Source organism: Kitasatospora humi (assembly GCF_020907985.1).
Taxonomy (GTDB): domain Bacteria; phylum Actinomycetota; class Actinomycetes; order Streptomycetales; family Streptomycetaceae; genus Kitasatospora; species Kitasatospora humi.
Map to the genome: position 1 here is coordinate 182,254 of NZ_JAJJPA010000005.1, position 14,536 is coordinate 196,789.

Genomic DNA, 14,536 nt, shown 5'->3' on the forward strand with positions numbered 1-14,536 from the left:
CGGCGTCAGAAAGGGGCCCCGCACACCCGCGGGGCCCCTGCCACAAACCGGTGGCTACCGCAGTCGAGCCAGCAACGCGTGTTCGACCAGGGTGATCAGGGCGCTCTTGGCGCTGTCCCGGCGGCGGGCGTCGAGGGTGATGATCGGGGTGTCGGGCCCGAGCTGCAGTGCCTCGCGGACCTCGTCGGGGGTGTGCGGCTGGTGGCCGTCGAAGCCGTTGAGGGCGACGACGAAGGGGAGCCCGGAGTTCTCGAAGTAGTCGAGGGCGGGGAAGCAGTCGGCCAGGCGGCGGGTGTCGACCAGGACGATGGCGCCGATGGCGCCGCGCACGAGGTCGTCCCACATGAACCAGAAGCGGTCCTGGCCGGGGGTGCCGAAGAGGTAGAGGATGAGGTCTTCGTCCAGGGTGATGCGGCCGAAGTCCATGGCGACGGTGGTGGTGGTCTTGCCGCCGGTGTGGGTGAGGTCGTCGATGCCGGCGGAGGCGCTGGTCATGACGGCTTCGGTGCGCAGGGGGTTGATCTCGGAGACGGCACCGACCAGCGTGGTCTTGCCGACGCCGAAGCCGCCCGCGACGACGATCTTCGCCGAGGTGGTGGCCCGGGTGGCGGGGCTAGAGCTTGCGAAGTCCACTGAGGACCCTTTCGAGCAGCGTGACGTCGGGCTGGTTGCCGGATTCGCCCCCGGCCGCGGGCTGGTGGATGGCGACCAGGCCGGCTTCGGCCAGGTCGGCGACGAGGATCCGGGCCACCCCCAGCGGCAGCGAGAGCAGCGCGGACACCTCGGCCACCGACTTCACCTCGGTGGCGCAGAGGGTGCAGATCCGCTGGTGCTCGGGCAGCAGCGTGGCCAGGCGGTCCTCGTCGACATTGGCGGAGACCAGCGCCTCCAGGGCCAGCTCGTACCGCGGCCGGGTGCGACCCCCGGTCATCGCGAACGGCCGGATCAACGGGCCGGCGTCCTCCTCCGGCTCGTCGTACGACGGCGCCGGGGCGGGGTCGGGCCGGAAGTCCGGTACGGGCTGGGGTACGGCGTGCGGCATGTCCTGGGCCGGGGCCTGCTGCTGGTACAGCTGGTCCTGGCCGCCGAACTGACCGTAGTCCTCGCCGTACTGCGGCTGGCCGTAGCCGAGACCCTGCGCGGCGCCGGGTACCCCGAACGCGTCATGGCCGGTCCCCGGGTACGGCACGCCGTACTGGCCTTGGCTCTCGTCGGGCGGTGTCACGGTTCCTCTCCTCACAGGATGCTGCGGTGCGGTGCGACGTGCGTGGCGCGGCCGGTGGTGCGAGGGGCCGTACAACGCCCGAAGCCGAGTCCGCCGAAGCGGACCCGGACCGGGCGGCTGGATACTACAAGTACTACGGACCTGACGGCATGCCAGCACCGGGGTGGCGTCTGACACGGCATCAGCAGGCGGCGGGTGCCTCAGTGCAGGAGGCTGCCCTGGAGTTCCGCGCGCAGGGCCGGGGTGAGCACGGCACCGGCTCGGTCGACGAGCAGGGCCATCTCGTAACCGACGAGGCCGATGTCGGAGTCCGGCGAGGCCAGCACGGCGAGCGAGGAGCCGTCGCTGATGGCCATCAGGAAGAGGAAGCCGCGCTCCATCTCGACGACGGTCTGGTTGACCTCGCCACCCTCGAAGATCCGGCTGGCGCCGGAGGTCAGGGAGGTGAGGCCGGAGGCGACCGCGGCGAGCTGGTCGGCGCGGTCCCGGGGGAAGCCTTCGGACATGGCGAGCAGGAGCCCGTCGGCGGAGACCACCACCGTGTGCGACACCCCGGGGGTGTTGTCCACGAAATTGGTGATCAGCCAGTTCAGGTTCTGTGCGGCCTGGCTCATCTGGGTCAACTCAACGCTCCTGGTGGTTCGAGCCGCCGAAGAGATCGGTGCTGTTGTTCGGCTGTCCCAGCCCGGTCCGGCCCGGCCGGGACATGTCTTGGGGGTCGATCCGGAAGCTTCCAGTGGTGCTCGGGTCACCGCTCGCGCTGCGACCCTGGGCGACACCGCGACGCAGGTTCGTCAGGCGGCCACGCACCTCTTCGGGGCTGCGGGACACCTGCGGACCGTCGACGGCCGCCGGCTTGGCGTTGCCGGGCACCAGGTTCTGCTTGGGGACCCGGCGCGGCAGACCGGCACCGGTCACCCCACCGGCAGCCGGCTCGCGCAGCTGTTCGGCGCGCTGCCAGCTGTCGTCGTTGGCACCCTGCCAGGCGGCGGTGGTCGGTCCGGTCGGACCGGAGGCACCCAGCCCGGACACCACGTGGCTGCGCGAGTCGTCGCCCGCACTGCCGGAGGTGTCCTTGGCGCCGGTGAACCAGTTCGGCTGCTCGCCGTGGTTCGGACCGCCGATCGCCCGGGCCGCCGATCCGGCTCCGCCGCTGGCCAACTGCTCGCCGGGGCGGCGCTGCGGCAGGCCGGAACCGAGCACGTTCTGCGGCCGGTTGGCGGCCGGTGCCGGTGCCGGTGCCGGTGCCGGTGCCGGTGCGGCCGGGGTCGCCGGCGGCTGGGGCACGGCCGGCAGGGCCGGGGCCTGCTCGGGGTACGGGTGGCCGCCGGCCCGCTCGGCGGTCCGCGGCGAGAAGCCGTCGAACCGCGCGGGCTCCTGGTAGCCCTGCTGGTACTGCTGGTATTCGGCGTACTGCTGCGGTTGCTGCTGCTCGCCGTAGTAGTCCTGCTGGCCGTACTGGTCCTGGCGGGTGTCCTGACCGTAGCCCGGCTCGGCGTAGTAGCCCTCCTGCTGGTACGGCTGCTGCTGGTAGCCCTGGTACTCCGGCTCGCTCTCGACGAACTCGGCGTCCACGTACTCCGGCTGCCGGCCGTACTGGTCCTGGTGGGCGTTCTGCTGCGGGTAGCCGCTGGGGGCGAACTCGCCGTGGCCGCCGGGCATGCCCGGCTGCTCGGCCGGCTGCCGGTCGTCCGGACCGGACTCCAGCACGTTCTTGCGGCGCTGCTCCAGCCGGAGCGTGCGCTGCATCGAGTCCAGCGCGGGGCTGAAGCCGCCGGGGTTGCCGGGGACCGCCGCCGGGCCGTCGTCGAAGCCGAGTTCGGCCGCGGTGCGCTGGGCCGTGAACGGGTCCTGCTCCCACCGCTCGGCGCCCTGCTCGGAGAAGATCCGGGAGACCGTGAACTCCTCCTCCGGCTCCGGCATCGCCCGCATCTGGGTGAGGCCGGCCGGGAGCATGACCAGCGAGGTGGTCCCCGCCGACTCGCCGGAGGGGCGCAGCTGGACGCGGATGTTGTGGCGGTCGGAGAGCCGGCCGACCACGAACAGGCCCATGCGGCGCGAGATCGAGGCGTCGACGGTGGGCGGATCGGCCAGCTTCTCGTTGATCTCGGCGAAGTCCTCGGCGCTCAGGCCGATGCCCTTGTCGTGGATCTCGATCAGCACCCGGCCGTCCGGCAGCCGGGCCGCGTTGACGTTGACCCGGGTCTGCGGGCTGGAGAACGAGGTGGCGTTCTCCAGCAGCTCGGCGAGCAGGTGGACGAGGTCGGTCACGGCGGCGCCGACGACCTCGGCCTCCGGGATGCCGGAGAGCTCGATGCGCTCGTACTGCTCCACCTCGGAGGCGGCGGCGCGGAGCACGTCGACCAGCGGCACCGGGGTGTTCCAGCGGCGACCCGGCTCCTCACCGGCCAGAACCAGCAGGTTCTCACCGTTGCGGCGCATGCGGGTGGCCAGGTGGTCCAGCTTGAAGAGGTTCTCCAGCTGGTCCGGGTCGGCCTCGTTGTTCTCCAGGTCGGTGATAAGCGCCAGCTGGCGCTGGATCAGGCTCTGGCTGCGGCGCGACAGGTTGGAGAAGATCGCGTTCAGGTTGCCTCGGAGCAGGGCCTGTTCGGCGGCGAGGGAGACCGCCTGCCGGTGGACCTGGTCGAAGGCGCGGGCCACCTCACCGATCTCGTCCTTGCCCCAGAGGGCGATCGGTTCGACGTTGGTGTCCACCCGGTCCGGGTCGGTCTTGGAGAGCTTCTCGACCAGGTCGGGCAGGCGGTGGTTGGCGATCTGCAGCGCGGAGGTGTTCAGGACGCGCATGCCGAGGATCATCGAGCGGGCGATGAAGCCGGTGAGCAGACCGGCCAGGGCCAGCGCGCCGATCACGATCGCCGAGTTCAGGATGGCGTCGGTCTGGGCGTTGTCCTTGGTGTTGACGGCGTCCTGCACCACGCTGTCGAGCAGCGTCGACTCGGTGCCGCGCAGCGGCTTGATGTGGCTGTCGGTGGCCTGCAGCCAGTTGGCCGGCACCAGACCGGCCTGCTGGGAGGCCTTGAGCGCGGCGGCGGCCTGGGCGTCGCCGTCCGAGTGGCCGATCTGGGCGGCGTCGGCGAAGCCGCTCGCGATGTTCATCAGGCCGCTCATGGTCGGCATGGTGGTGCCGTCGGGCATCCGCAGCGGCGCGTTCTTGTCGGCCTCGTCCTGGGCGACCAACTGGTTGGCGTAGACACCCGCGTCGGCGGGGCTGGAGCCGTTGGTGAACTCGGTCATCGAGACGCCCTCGAGCTTCGCCGAGACCAGCAGGTCCTGGGTCAGGTCGCCGTTCTCGAACCGGCTGTTCCGGTCGAGCGCCGAACCCACCATCAGCTGCAGCATCAGGTCGCGCTGGCTGGAGGCGGAGGCCTTGGCCAGCGAGATGGCGTAGATCGCGCGGCCACGGGCCACACCGGCGGCACTACCGGTACCGACCGAGTTGTCGAAGGCCAGCAGCGGGTCGATCATCGCCGAGTACGCGGCCTGGGTGGCACTCGCGTACAGCTCGGGCTTGTAGGCGTTGTCCCGCAGGTGCTTCAGGTTGCTCAGGCCGAGCTGGGAGGAGTAGTTGCGCCGGGCCAGCTCGGCGTCGTTGTCCTTGGCGACCGCGTTGTAGGCGGCGTTGTACTTCTGGAGGTCCTGGTCCGTGATGCCGCGGTACTTGGCCACGTCACCCTGCGGGTCCGAGCCGCTGACGAGCGGCACCAGGGTCAGGTCGCGCTCGTTCTCCAGCGCGTCGGCCAGATCGGTGGCGGCGCGGGCCAGTTCGGCGGCCTTCTCCTCATGTGCCGCGCGTAGATAACTGCTGAACGAGCTGTTGACGCGCAGGCCGCCGAAGACCAGGCCGATGACGACCGGGATCAGCAGGATCGCGATCAGACGGGTCGGCACCCGCCAGTTGCGGAAGGCCAGGGATTCGTACCGACTGCCCGAGGAGCGGCGGTCATCGCCGTTCGCCAGGGTCTCGGTCGCCGGGCCGACGGTCGGACGGCCGGCGTTCTGGGCGCCGTTCGGGCCCTGTTGCTCGGACTTCGCTGTGAAGGCGGAGAAACCTGCGTTGCTCTGGGCGCTGCGGTCCGCCTCGCGGGGCTCGGGGCGCCGCTGCGGGGTGACTGGCTGCTTACGCCTCACTCGACAACAACCTCTCGGCCGCTCAGCGGCCATGGATCAATCCAGCGGCTTACCCCAGGCCGCAGCCCGCTGCTGGGTGGAACTGCCTGTGGTGACTTCGGGGTAGCTGGAATTTCAGCACGTGCAAGGGGACGGGACAAAACAGGTCCGGTGGACCGCCCGCCGGAGAACAATTCGGACATTCGCCTACAGGCCCGACCAATCGGCAAAGGCTCATGAGCCGAGCGCATTCGAACCGCTGCGCTCGGTGAGGAAAACGTCCGAAATGCCTACCGAACCGTTATGCGATACACAGCGGGGGCCTCGATCCCGAGGCCCCCGCTTTCCGTTATCGCAACCTGGCGAGCAACGCGTGTTCGACCAGGGTGATCAGGGCGCTCTTGGCGCTGTCCCGACGGCGGGCGTCGAGGGTGATGATCGGGGTGTCGGGCCCGAGCTGCAGTGCCTCGCGGACCTCGTCGGGGGTGTGCGGTTGGTAGCCGTCGAAGCCGTTGAGGGCGACGACGAAGGGGAGCCCGGAGTTCTCGAAGTAGTCGAGGGCGGGGAAGCAGTCGGCCAGGCGGCGGGTGTCGACCAGGACCACCGCGCCGATGGCGCCGCGCACGAGGTCGTCCCACATGAACCAGAAGCGGTCCTGGCCGGGGGTGCCGAAGAGGTAGAGGATGAGGTCTTCGTCCAGGGTGATGCGGCCGAAGTCCATGGCGACGGTGGTGGTGGTCTTGCCGCCGGTGTGGGTGAGGTCGTCGATGCCGGCGGAGGCGCTGGTCATGACGGCTTCGGTGCGCAGGGGGTTGATCTCGGAGACGGCACCGACCAGCGTGGTCTTGCCGACGCCGAAGCCGCCCGCGACGACGATCTTCGCCGAGGTGGTGGCCCGGGTGGCGGGGCTAGAGCTTGCGAAGTCCACTGAGGACCCTTTCGAGCAGCGTGACGTCCGGCGTTCCGCCCGACTCGCCGGCGGCGGCGGGCTGGTGGATGGCGACCAGGCCGGCTTCGGCCAGGTCGGCGACGAGGATCCGGGCCACCCCCAGCGGAACCCCGGCCAGCGCGGAGATCTCGGCGACCGACTTGACCTCCTGGCACAGCTGGACGATCCGCTGGTGCTCGGGAAGCAGGCCGCCGGTGCGGGCGGTGCCGGTGGTGGAGACCAGCGCCTCGAGGGCGAGCTGGTAGCGCGGGCGGGTCCGGCCACCGGTCATGGCGTACGGCCTGACCAGCGGCTGCTGCTCGTAACCGCCGTTGCCCTGGTCACCGTAGCCGGAGCCGTACCCGTTGCCGTATGAACCGGCCGGTGTCGGGGGCGGGGTCATCTGGATCCTCCTAGCGCTGCGGCTGATGCTGGGTCAGCTTTGGGGGTGTGGCGTCGGGCCCGGGGTGCGCAGCCGGGTCCGACGGACTGTGAAGTGACTCCCGGTCAGTGCAGGAGGCTGCCCTGGAGTTCCGCGCGCAGGGCGGGAGTGAGGACGGCACCGGCTCGGTCGACGAGCAGGGCCATCTCGTAACCGACGAGGCCGATGTCGGAGTCGGGGGCGGCCAGGACGGCGAGCGAGGAGCCGTCGCTGATGGCCATCAGGAAGAGGAAGCCGCGCTCCATCTCGACGACGGTCTGGTTGACCTCGCCGCCCTCGAAGATCCGGCTGGCGCCGGAGGTGAGGGAGGTGAGGCCGGAGGCGACCGCGGCGAGCTGGTCGGCGCGGTCCCGGGGGAAGCCCTCGGACATGCAGAGCAGGAGCCCGTCGGCGGAGACCACCACCGTGTGCGACACCCCGGGGGTGTTCGCCACGAAATTGGTGATCAGCCAGTTCAGGTTGCTGGCTGCCTGACTCATCTGACTCAACTCAACGCTCCTGGTTCTGGTTGCCGAAGCCATTGCCGCCCGGCTGCCCGAAGTCGTTGCCCTCCGGTGCGGGAGAACGGTAGCCGCCGTTCGCTGGGACGTCACCGGCGGGGCCGCCGAAGCCGCCGGCCGGCGGGAACTGCCCCGTCGGCCGGCCCGGTTCGGAGCCGGCCCGGCGACCCTGCTGGATGCCGCGGCGCAGGTTGGTCAGCCGCCCGCGCACCTCCTCCGGCGCCCGGGACACCTGCGGCCCGGAGAGCGGGGAGGACTCGGCGGTGCCGGCCACCAGGTTGGCCTGGGGGGTCCGGCGGGGCAGGCCGGAGAGCGTGACGCCGTCCGAGCTGGGCGTGCGCAGCTGCTCGGCCCGCCGCCAGCGCTCGTCGTTGGCGGACGGGCGCCAGGGCGCCTCGCCCGACTCGCGCGGCTGCTGCTGCTCCTGGGCCGGACGGCTGCCGTAGAGCTGCTGCTCCGGCGCGCCGGTGCCCGGCTGCGGGTGGCCCGGCGCGGTGGTGCCGGGACGCTGCGGCTGGTACGGGCGCTGGCGGCCCTGCTGCGACTGGTCGGCGCCGGCCTGGTTCACCTGCACCGAGGCCATCCGGCTGGCGCCGCCGTTGCGGAACGCCGGATCCTCGCCGCGCGGCTGGCCGTGCTCGGGGGAGCGCGGCGGCAGGGCCGGCTGGGCGAACTGCTGGTGCTCGCCCGGACCCTGCGGCGGCAGGGCCGGCTGGGCGAACTGCTGGTGCTCGGCGGGACCCTGCGGCGGCTGCGGGGCGCGGGTCTCGGCGCCGCGCTGCGGCTGCGGGGCGTCGACGCTCGGCAGAACCGGCTCGACCAGGCCGAGGCCCAGCGGGTCACGCGGGTCGATCTGGCTGGCCTCGAACCGCGGCCGGCTGAGCGGCGCGGGCTCGGGGGCGCCGAGCACCGGCTGCGGGGCGGCCGGGGGCGCGGGCACCTCGGCGACCGGCTGCGGCTGCTGGGGCAACTGGGGGTGCTGCGGCGGCAACTGCTGCTGCGGCAACTGCTGGTGCTGGTGCTGCGGCTGCGGCGCCAACTGCTGCGGCTGCGGCTGCTGCGGCAACTGCTGCTGCGGGCGGCTTTGCGGGCGGCCGGAGTTGGGGTCGACCGGGCGCTGCGGCGGGCCGTCGGGGCGACCCTGCGGGCCGACGTCGGTGCGCGGTCGGCGGCCCTGCGGCAGGCCGTCCGCCCGGCCGTGCTGCGGCTGCTCGGCGGTGGCGCCCTGGGGTGCCCGGCGACCGGCACCGCGCTGCGGCAGGCCGCCGGGGCGACCCTGCTGCTGGGCGAACGCCCCGCCGCGCAGCGACTCTCCGACCGCGCGGGTCGGCAGGCCACCGGTCGGAGCCGGCTGCCCGTCGGGCCGACCGGGCTGCCCGCCCGGCTGTCCGGCCTGGGCCGCCGGAGCCTGGGCCCCCGGAGCGTGAGCCCCCGGAGCCTGGGCCCCCGGAGCCTGGGGAGCCGCCGGGCCCTGGGCCAGTTGCGGCCGACCGCCGGGCGCGGCCGGGCCGCCGCCCTGGCCGAGCGCCGGCGCCGGGCGCGACGGCAGGCCCGCGCCCTCGGCGCCGGCCGGCAGGGTGCGCTGCTGGCGCGGCGTCGGGCCGGCTCCGCGCTGGCCCTTGGCCGCGCCGCTGGGGCGGTCGCCGCGGCGGTCGCCGGAGTTGGTGACGTCGATCGGGAGCATGACCAGCGCCGTGGTGCCACCGGAGTCGCTGGGGCGCAGCTGGATCCGGATGCCGTGGCGCAGTGACAGGCGGCCGACCACGAACAGGCCCATCCGGCGGGAGACCGAGACGTCCACCGTCGGCGGGTTGGCCAGCCGCTCGTTGATCTCGGCCAGGTCCTCGGGGCTGAGGCCGATGCCGGTGTCGTGGATCTCGACCAGCACCCGGCCGTCCGGCAGGGCGTGGCCGGTGACCCGCACCCGGGTCTGCGGGCTGGAGAACGAGGTGGCGTTCTCCAGCAGCTCGGCGAGCAGGTGGACGAGGTCGTTGACGACGCGGCCGGCCACCTCGGCGGACGGCACGGCGGCCAACTCGATGCGCTCGTACTGCTCCACCTCGGAGGCGGCGGCGCGCAGCACGTCGACCAGCGGCACGGGCCTGGTCCAGCGGCGGCCCGGGTCCTCACCGGCCAGAACCAGCAGGTTCTCGCCGTTGCGGCGCATGCGGGTGGCCAGGTGGTCCAGCTTGAAGAGGCTGGCCAGCTGGTCCGGGTCGGCCTCGCGGCTCTCCAGCTCGGAGATCAGCGAGAGCTGGCGCTGGATGAGGCCCTGGCTGCGGCGCGACAGGTTGGTGAACATCGAGTTGATGTTGCCGCGCAGCAGCGCCTGGTCGGCGGCCAGTCGGACCGCCTCGCCGTGCACCATGTCGAAGGCGTGGGCGACGTGGCCGATCTCGTCGGCCGAGTCGACACCGACCGGGGCCACGGTGAGGTCGACGTCCTGCGGGTCGTTCTCGGAGAGCGTCCTGACCAGTTCGGGCAGTCGGCGCTCGGCGACGTCCTCGGCCGCGTTCTGCAGCTTGGTGAGCGAGCGCACCATCGAACGGGCCATCAGCGCGGCGCCGACCACGGCGAACAGCAGCACCAGCACGATCAGCGCGCCGTTGAGGATCACGTCCTGGTCGGCCTGCGCCTGCAGCGACTGGGCCTTGCCCTTGAGTTCCTCGAGCAGCTGGTTCTCGATCGCGCCCTCGGCGACGATCTTGTTGGTGGCCTGGTCGTACCAGTCCTTGTAGGAGCGCGGGTCGGCCTGCTTGATGCCGTTGGTCTGCAGCACCTGGCCGGCGTACCGGTCGGCCGCGTTGATCTCGGTGTTGAGGGTGATCCGCTCGCGCAGCTTGGCCGCGGCGGCGGTGCCGTAGATCGAGTTGAAGTTGGCGGTGGCGTTCTCGTCGGCGGTCTGCAGACGGACGCCGAAGCTCTGGTCCGAGTTGGACATGTCGGGGCTGGGCTGGCGGGCCAGCGCGGCGGCGATCAGCGCGCGCTGCTCGGAGGTGGCCTCCTTCTCCAGCGAGAACTGCTCCAGGGCCCGCGTGGCCTTGACCAGGTCGGGGGAGTCCGAGCCGAGCGCGATGTCCTGGCTGATCGAGAGCAGGTCCTTGATGACCGTGTCGTACGACGCGACCGTGGCCTCGATGTTGTTGACCTGGGTGTAGGCGTTCTTGCGGAAGTCCGACAGCAGGCCCATGTCCTTGCGGACCTGCAGTAGCAGGGAGTTGCCGCCCGACAGGTCGTGGTTGTCGAAGGTGTCGGCGCGGTCGTAGTAGGCCTTGGTGAGGTCGTCGGTGGTCTTGCGCGCCGCGTTGACGTCGTCGTCCTGCGCGTCCGGGTGTTCGGTGAGCGGGCCGGCGCTGATGTCGCGCTCGGTCTCCAGGGCGTCGGCCAGCTGGGTGGCCTTCACCGCCAGGTCGCTCAGGTTGGCCATCTGGGCCAGCTGCTGGGAGCTCTGCATCGAGCCGTTGATGCGCAGGCCGCCGAGGACCAGCGCGACCACCACGGGGAGCAGCAGCAGCGCGATCAGGCGGCTGCGGATGCGCCAGTTGCGCATCCGCAGCCGGCCGATGCCGGTGGCGCGGCGGCGGTTGAGCGAGCCGCGCAGCCTGGGCCGGGAGGACCGGCCGGCCTCGTCCGGATCGACGTCGGCTTCCGGCTCCGGCTGCCCGGGCACACCGCCGGTGGGCCGGTCGCCCGTGGCGGCGTCCGGCTCCGACAGGTGGGTGGCGGCGAGGGGCTCTGGCGACTCGGGCTGGCCTGCGGCGCCGTTACCCCTTTTGAAACGTCCCTGCACTGGCGTCGCAACCTCTGGACCGGGCGCCCCTGGGCCGAGGCCGGGGCGGTGTCGAGTTCTCGATGTTGGCGCGTACCCGGCAAATTCCGAGAATGCGCGGCGGCCGCCGTGGGTAGACCTGAGGCGGTTCGTGGCATTCCAGCACAGCGGGACAGCTCCAACAAGGGGCGGGGTGAGGCGCCGCACCGTGCTACCGACCGCGCGCGGGGCCTCACAGACGGTGTGACCAGGGCCTTAATACGGCCTTTTTCGGACACCTGGTCGGTCGACATGCTTGAACGCGCCGCTCGGCAGGGCTTCCGCTTTTTCCGATAGGTCTCGATTGCCCGAATTTACTTCTTGGGTGAAATATCCAATTTGCGGGGCCTGTCGCCGCAACTGTGATCAAACTCACAGGCCAATGTGTAGCTTTGGTCACGGCCGCTGTGGAAAGAGATCCCTACCCTGGCTGCTGAGTCCCGGCGGACGGCTGTCACGGCCATCCGTCCCCGAACCGAAGGTGTGAAGCGATGTCCCAGACGCCGGCCAAGTCGGCCAACCCGTCGACTCTCGGCTCCCGTTCGACGGCGAACCCCCGCCGGACGACCCTGGCCTCGCTGGAGGACTTCAGCCAGCTGCCGGGCGCCCGCGTCGCCGGTGAGCCGGTCGAGTACTCGATCGAGCTCCCCAAGAGCACGGCCAACCCGCGCCGCACCAAGCTGATGAAGCTGCCGGAGCAGCAGGTCTGAACCCCGCGTGTCCCGAGGGCGCCGTCACCGCTGGTGGCGGCGCCCTCGGCCGTTCTCCGGGGGATAGCCTGGAGCGGAATCGACCCCAGTACCGGAAAGGTCGCCCAGCGTGCGTATCGCGAGGTTCTCAGTCCGTGAAGGAGCGGCCGCCGGCAGCGTCTCCTTCGGCATCGTCGAGGGCGACTCCACCCAGCCCGAGTCGCTGCGGGTGCACGCGATCGCGGGGCACCCGTTCGGTGACGCCCAACCGACCGGCGAGGTCCACCAGCTGGACCAGGTCCGGCTACTCAGCCCGATGCTGCCCAGCAAGATCGTGGCGGTCGGCCGCAACTACGCGGCGCACGCGGCCGAACTCGGCCACGAGGTCCCGGACGTTCCGCTGACCTTCTTCAAGCCGAACACCTCGGTGATCGGCCCGACCGAGTCGATCGCCTACCCGCCGTTCTCCTCCGACGTCCAGCACGAGGCCGAGCTGGCCGTGGTGATCGGCCGGATGTGCCGCGAGGTGCCGGTGGAACGGGTGCCCGAGGCGGTCTTCGGCTACACCTGCGCCAACGACGTCACCGCGCGCGACGTCCAGCAGCGCGAGGGCCAGTGGGCCCGGGCCAAGGGCTTCGACACCGCCTGCCCGCTCGGGCCCTGGATCGAGACCCAGCTCGACCCCGCCGACCTGGCCATCACCTGCACGGTCAACGGGGAGCTGCGGCAGACCGGGCGCACCTCGCTCATGCTGCGCGGCGTCCCCGAGCTGATCGCGCACATCTCCGAGGCCATGACACTGCTCCCGGGCGACGTCATCCTCACCGGCACCCCGGCGGGTGTCGGCCCGCTCAACGTCGGCGACGAGGTCGCCGTCTCCGTCGAAGGCATCGGTACCCTCAGCAACAGGGTGATCAAGCGTGGCTGAGCCGCCGGGGGCTTCGACGGGATCGAGGGTGCTGCCGGATCACCGGTACTCTTCCGGTATGTCTGAGCTTCGCGTCCGCTTCGCCCCGTCCCCGACCGGGATGTTCCACGTCGGTGGTGCCCGGTCCGCCCTGTTCAACTGGGCCTTCGCCCACCAGAACGGCGGCACCTTCGTGCTGCGGATCGAGGACACCGACGCGGCTCGCAACCAGCCCGAATGGGTGGACGGAATCATCAACGCCCTGGCGGCGGTGGGCATCAGTGACGCTGATCCCTCGTTCGAGGGCCCGTACTTCCAGTCCCAGTACGCGGCCGAGCACCGTGCGGCGGCGGAGAAGCTCTACGGCCAGGGGCTGGCCTACTACTGCGACTGCACCCGCGAGCAGCTCGCCGAGCGGACCGGCTCCCAGCAGCTCGGATACGACGGGTACTGCCGAACCCGTGCGCTGACTCCCGAGCCGGGCCGTGCCCTGCGGTTCCGCACCCCGGACGAGGGCACGACCGTGGTGGACGACGTGGTGCGCGGCAGGACCGAGTTCCCCAACAAGGCGATCGAGGACTTCGTCATCGCCCGTGGTGACGGCACGCCGGTCTTCCTGATCGCCAACGCGGTGGACGACATCACCCAGCGGATCACCCATGTGATCCGGGGTGAGGAGCACCTGTCGAACACGCCGAAGCAGCAACTGCTGTGGGAGGCGCTGGGGGCCACCGCGCCGGTGTGGGCGCACCTCCCGGTGATCGTCAACGAGAAGCGCCAGAAGCTCTCCAAGCGGCGGGACAAGGTCGCGCTGGAGGACTACCTCGGTGAGGGCTACCTGCCCGATGCGATGGTCAACTACCTGATGCTGCTGGGCTGGGCCCCGGGTGCGGACACCGAAATCCTCCCGTACCGGGAGCTGGAGTCCCTCTTCCGGCTGGAGGACGTGACGAAGGCCCCGGCCTTCTTCGACATCAAGAAGCTGACCGCTTTCAACGGTGAGTACATCCGGGCGCTGGACGGCGAGCGGTTCATCGATGCGTGCGCGCCGTGGTTGTCCGCGCCGACCGTGCCGTGGCGGGCGGAGGCCTTCGACCCGGAGGTCTTCCGCAAGCTCGCGCCGCTGGCCCAGACCCGGCTGACCGTCCTCAGTGAGGTCGTCTCCTACGTCGACTTCGTGTTCCTGGACGAGCCGGTCCGGGACCAGGCCTCCTGGGACAAGGCGATGAAGCCGGGCGCGGCCGACGTCATCCGCTCCGTGCGGGAGCGGCTGGTCGACGTCCCGTGGCAGGCGGACGCGCTCAAGGCGGCCCTGGAGGAAGCGGCGGCCGAGCACGGCCTGAAGCTCGGGAAGGCCCAGGCCCCGATCCGGGTCGCGGTGACCGGGCGCACGGTCGGCCTGCCGCTCTTCGAGTCGCTGGAGGTCCTCGGCCGCGACCGGACGCTGGCCCGGCTCGACGCGGCCCTCGCGGCGCTGTAGGAGCCCCGCACCAGGTGCCCTGCCCCGGATCGCCGATCCGCGGCAGGGCACCTTCGTTCCTCCGTGTGACGCTCCGACAGCTGCCGCGCTTCCTCCAGGTGCTGGGGATCGACGGTGCGACGCCGCGCGAGCGACTGCGCGACCCGCTCCGCGAGGCCGGCGAGCCGGAGCGGCGGCAGAGCCGCCCGGGGGCCCTCGCCGCTCCGGTCGAGGACCGACCGTCGATGACCGGGACGACCGGCAGCCTGTTCGTCCGGCGCTGCCGGCACCGTCACCGCGGTCCCGAGGGGGCGGACCGCGCCATTCCCGACCTCCGGCGGGCCGCGTGGCGGGGCCCAGGGCCGTGCCCCCTGCCGCGCCGGCGGGCGGTGTGGCGGAGGTGGACCCGGCGCGGCCCCCGGGAGCCTGCCGGCCTGCTCGGCGGGCCGG

General features: G+C 71.8%; 11 protein-coding genes. 3 read left to right on the forward strand and 8 right to left on the reverse strand.

The window, feature by feature from the left end; all coding sequences use genetic code 11:
- Positions 1 to 54 precede the first annotated feature (54 nt).
- The 8 genes from LN042_RS07745 to LN042_RS07780 all read right to left on the reverse strand — a co-directional run bounded on the left by LN042_RS07745 (position 55) and on the right by LN042_RS07780 (position 10,773).
- Complete coding sequence (locus LN042_RS07745; RefSeq protein ID WP_230049772.1) at positions 55 to 633, reverse strand: GTP-binding protein; 579 nt, start codon at positions 631 to 633, stop codon at positions 55 to 57.
- Positions 614 to 1,225, reverse strand: coding sequence for a DUF742 domain-containing protein (locus tag LN042_RS37640; protein WP_230049774.1), 612 nt, complete (start codon positions 1,223 to 1,225; stop codon positions 614 to 616). The genes LN042_RS07745 and LN042_RS37640 overlap by 20 nt, the downstream gene beginning before the upstream one ends.
- A 200-nt stretch (positions 1,226 to 1,425) precedes the next feature.
- Positions 1,426 to 1,839 (reverse strand): roadblock/LC7 domain-containing protein, encoded by a 414-nt coding sequence (locus LN042_RS07755; protein WP_230049933.1) that lies wholly within the window; start codon positions 1,837 to 1,839, stop codon positions 1,426 to 1,428.
- Positions 1,840 to 1,849: 10 nt separating this feature from the next.
- Positions 1,850 to 5,374: a nitrate- and nitrite sensing domain-containing protein gene (locus tag LN042_RS07760; protein WP_230049776.1), complete on the reverse strand. Its 3,525-nt coding sequence runs from the start codon at positions 5,372 to 5,374 to the stop codon at positions 1,850 to 1,852.
- Positions 5,375 to 5,702: 328 nt separating this feature from the next.
- Positions 5,703 to 6,281, reverse strand: coding sequence for a GTP-binding protein (locus LN042_RS07765; protein WP_141633997.1), 579 nt, complete (start codon positions 6,279 to 6,281; stop codon positions 5,703 to 5,705).
- On the reverse strand, positions 6,262 to 6,684 hold the full coding sequence (locus LN042_RS07770) for a DUF742 domain-containing protein (protein WP_141633996.1): 423 nt from the start codon (positions 6,682 to 6,684) through the stop codon (positions 6,262 to 6,264). The genes LN042_RS07765 and LN042_RS07770 overlap by 20 nt, the downstream gene beginning before the upstream one ends.
- Before the next feature lie 104 nt (positions 6,685 to 6,788).
- The gene (locus LN042_RS07775; protein WP_230049935.1) at positions 6,789 to 7,202 is read right to left on the reverse strand and encodes a roadblock/LC7 domain-containing protein; all 414 of its coding nucleotides are present in this window, start codon (positions 7,200 to 7,202) and stop codon (positions 6,789 to 6,791) included.
- A 10-nt stretch (positions 7,203 to 7,212) separates the two neighbouring features.
- Complete coding sequence (locus LN042_RS07780) at positions 7,213 to 10,773, reverse strand: sensor histidine kinase (RefSeq protein WP_249800781.1); 3,561 nt, start codon at positions 10,771 to 10,773, stop codon at positions 7,213 to 7,215.
- A 749-nt stretch (positions 10,774 to 11,522) separates the two neighbouring features.
- Between LN042_RS07780 and LN042_RS07785 the strand changes: the two genes are divergently transcribed.
- The 3 genes from LN042_RS07785 (at position 11,523) to gltX (ending at position 14,107) form a co-directional block, all read left to right on the forward strand.
- Complete coding sequence (locus LN042_RS07785; RefSeq protein WP_230049780.1) at positions 11,523 to 11,741, forward strand: hypothetical protein; 219 nt, start codon at positions 11,523 to 11,525, stop codon at positions 11,739 to 11,741.
- A 109-nt stretch (positions 11,742 to 11,850) separates the two neighbouring features.
- On the forward strand, positions 11,851 to 12,648 hold the full coding sequence (locus tag LN042_RS07790; protein ID WP_230049782.1) for a fumarylacetoacetate hydrolase family protein: 798 nt from the start codon (positions 11,851 to 11,853) through the stop codon (positions 12,646 to 12,648).
- A gap of 100 nt (positions 12,649 to 12,748) precedes the next feature.
- On the forward strand, positions 12,749 to 14,107 hold the full coding sequence (gene gltX / locus LN042_RS07795; protein ID WP_230049937.1) for a glutamate--tRNA ligase: 1,359 nt from the start codon (positions 12,749 to 12,751) through the stop codon (positions 14,105 to 14,107).
- Positions 14,108 to 14,536 lie beyond the last annotated feature (429 nt).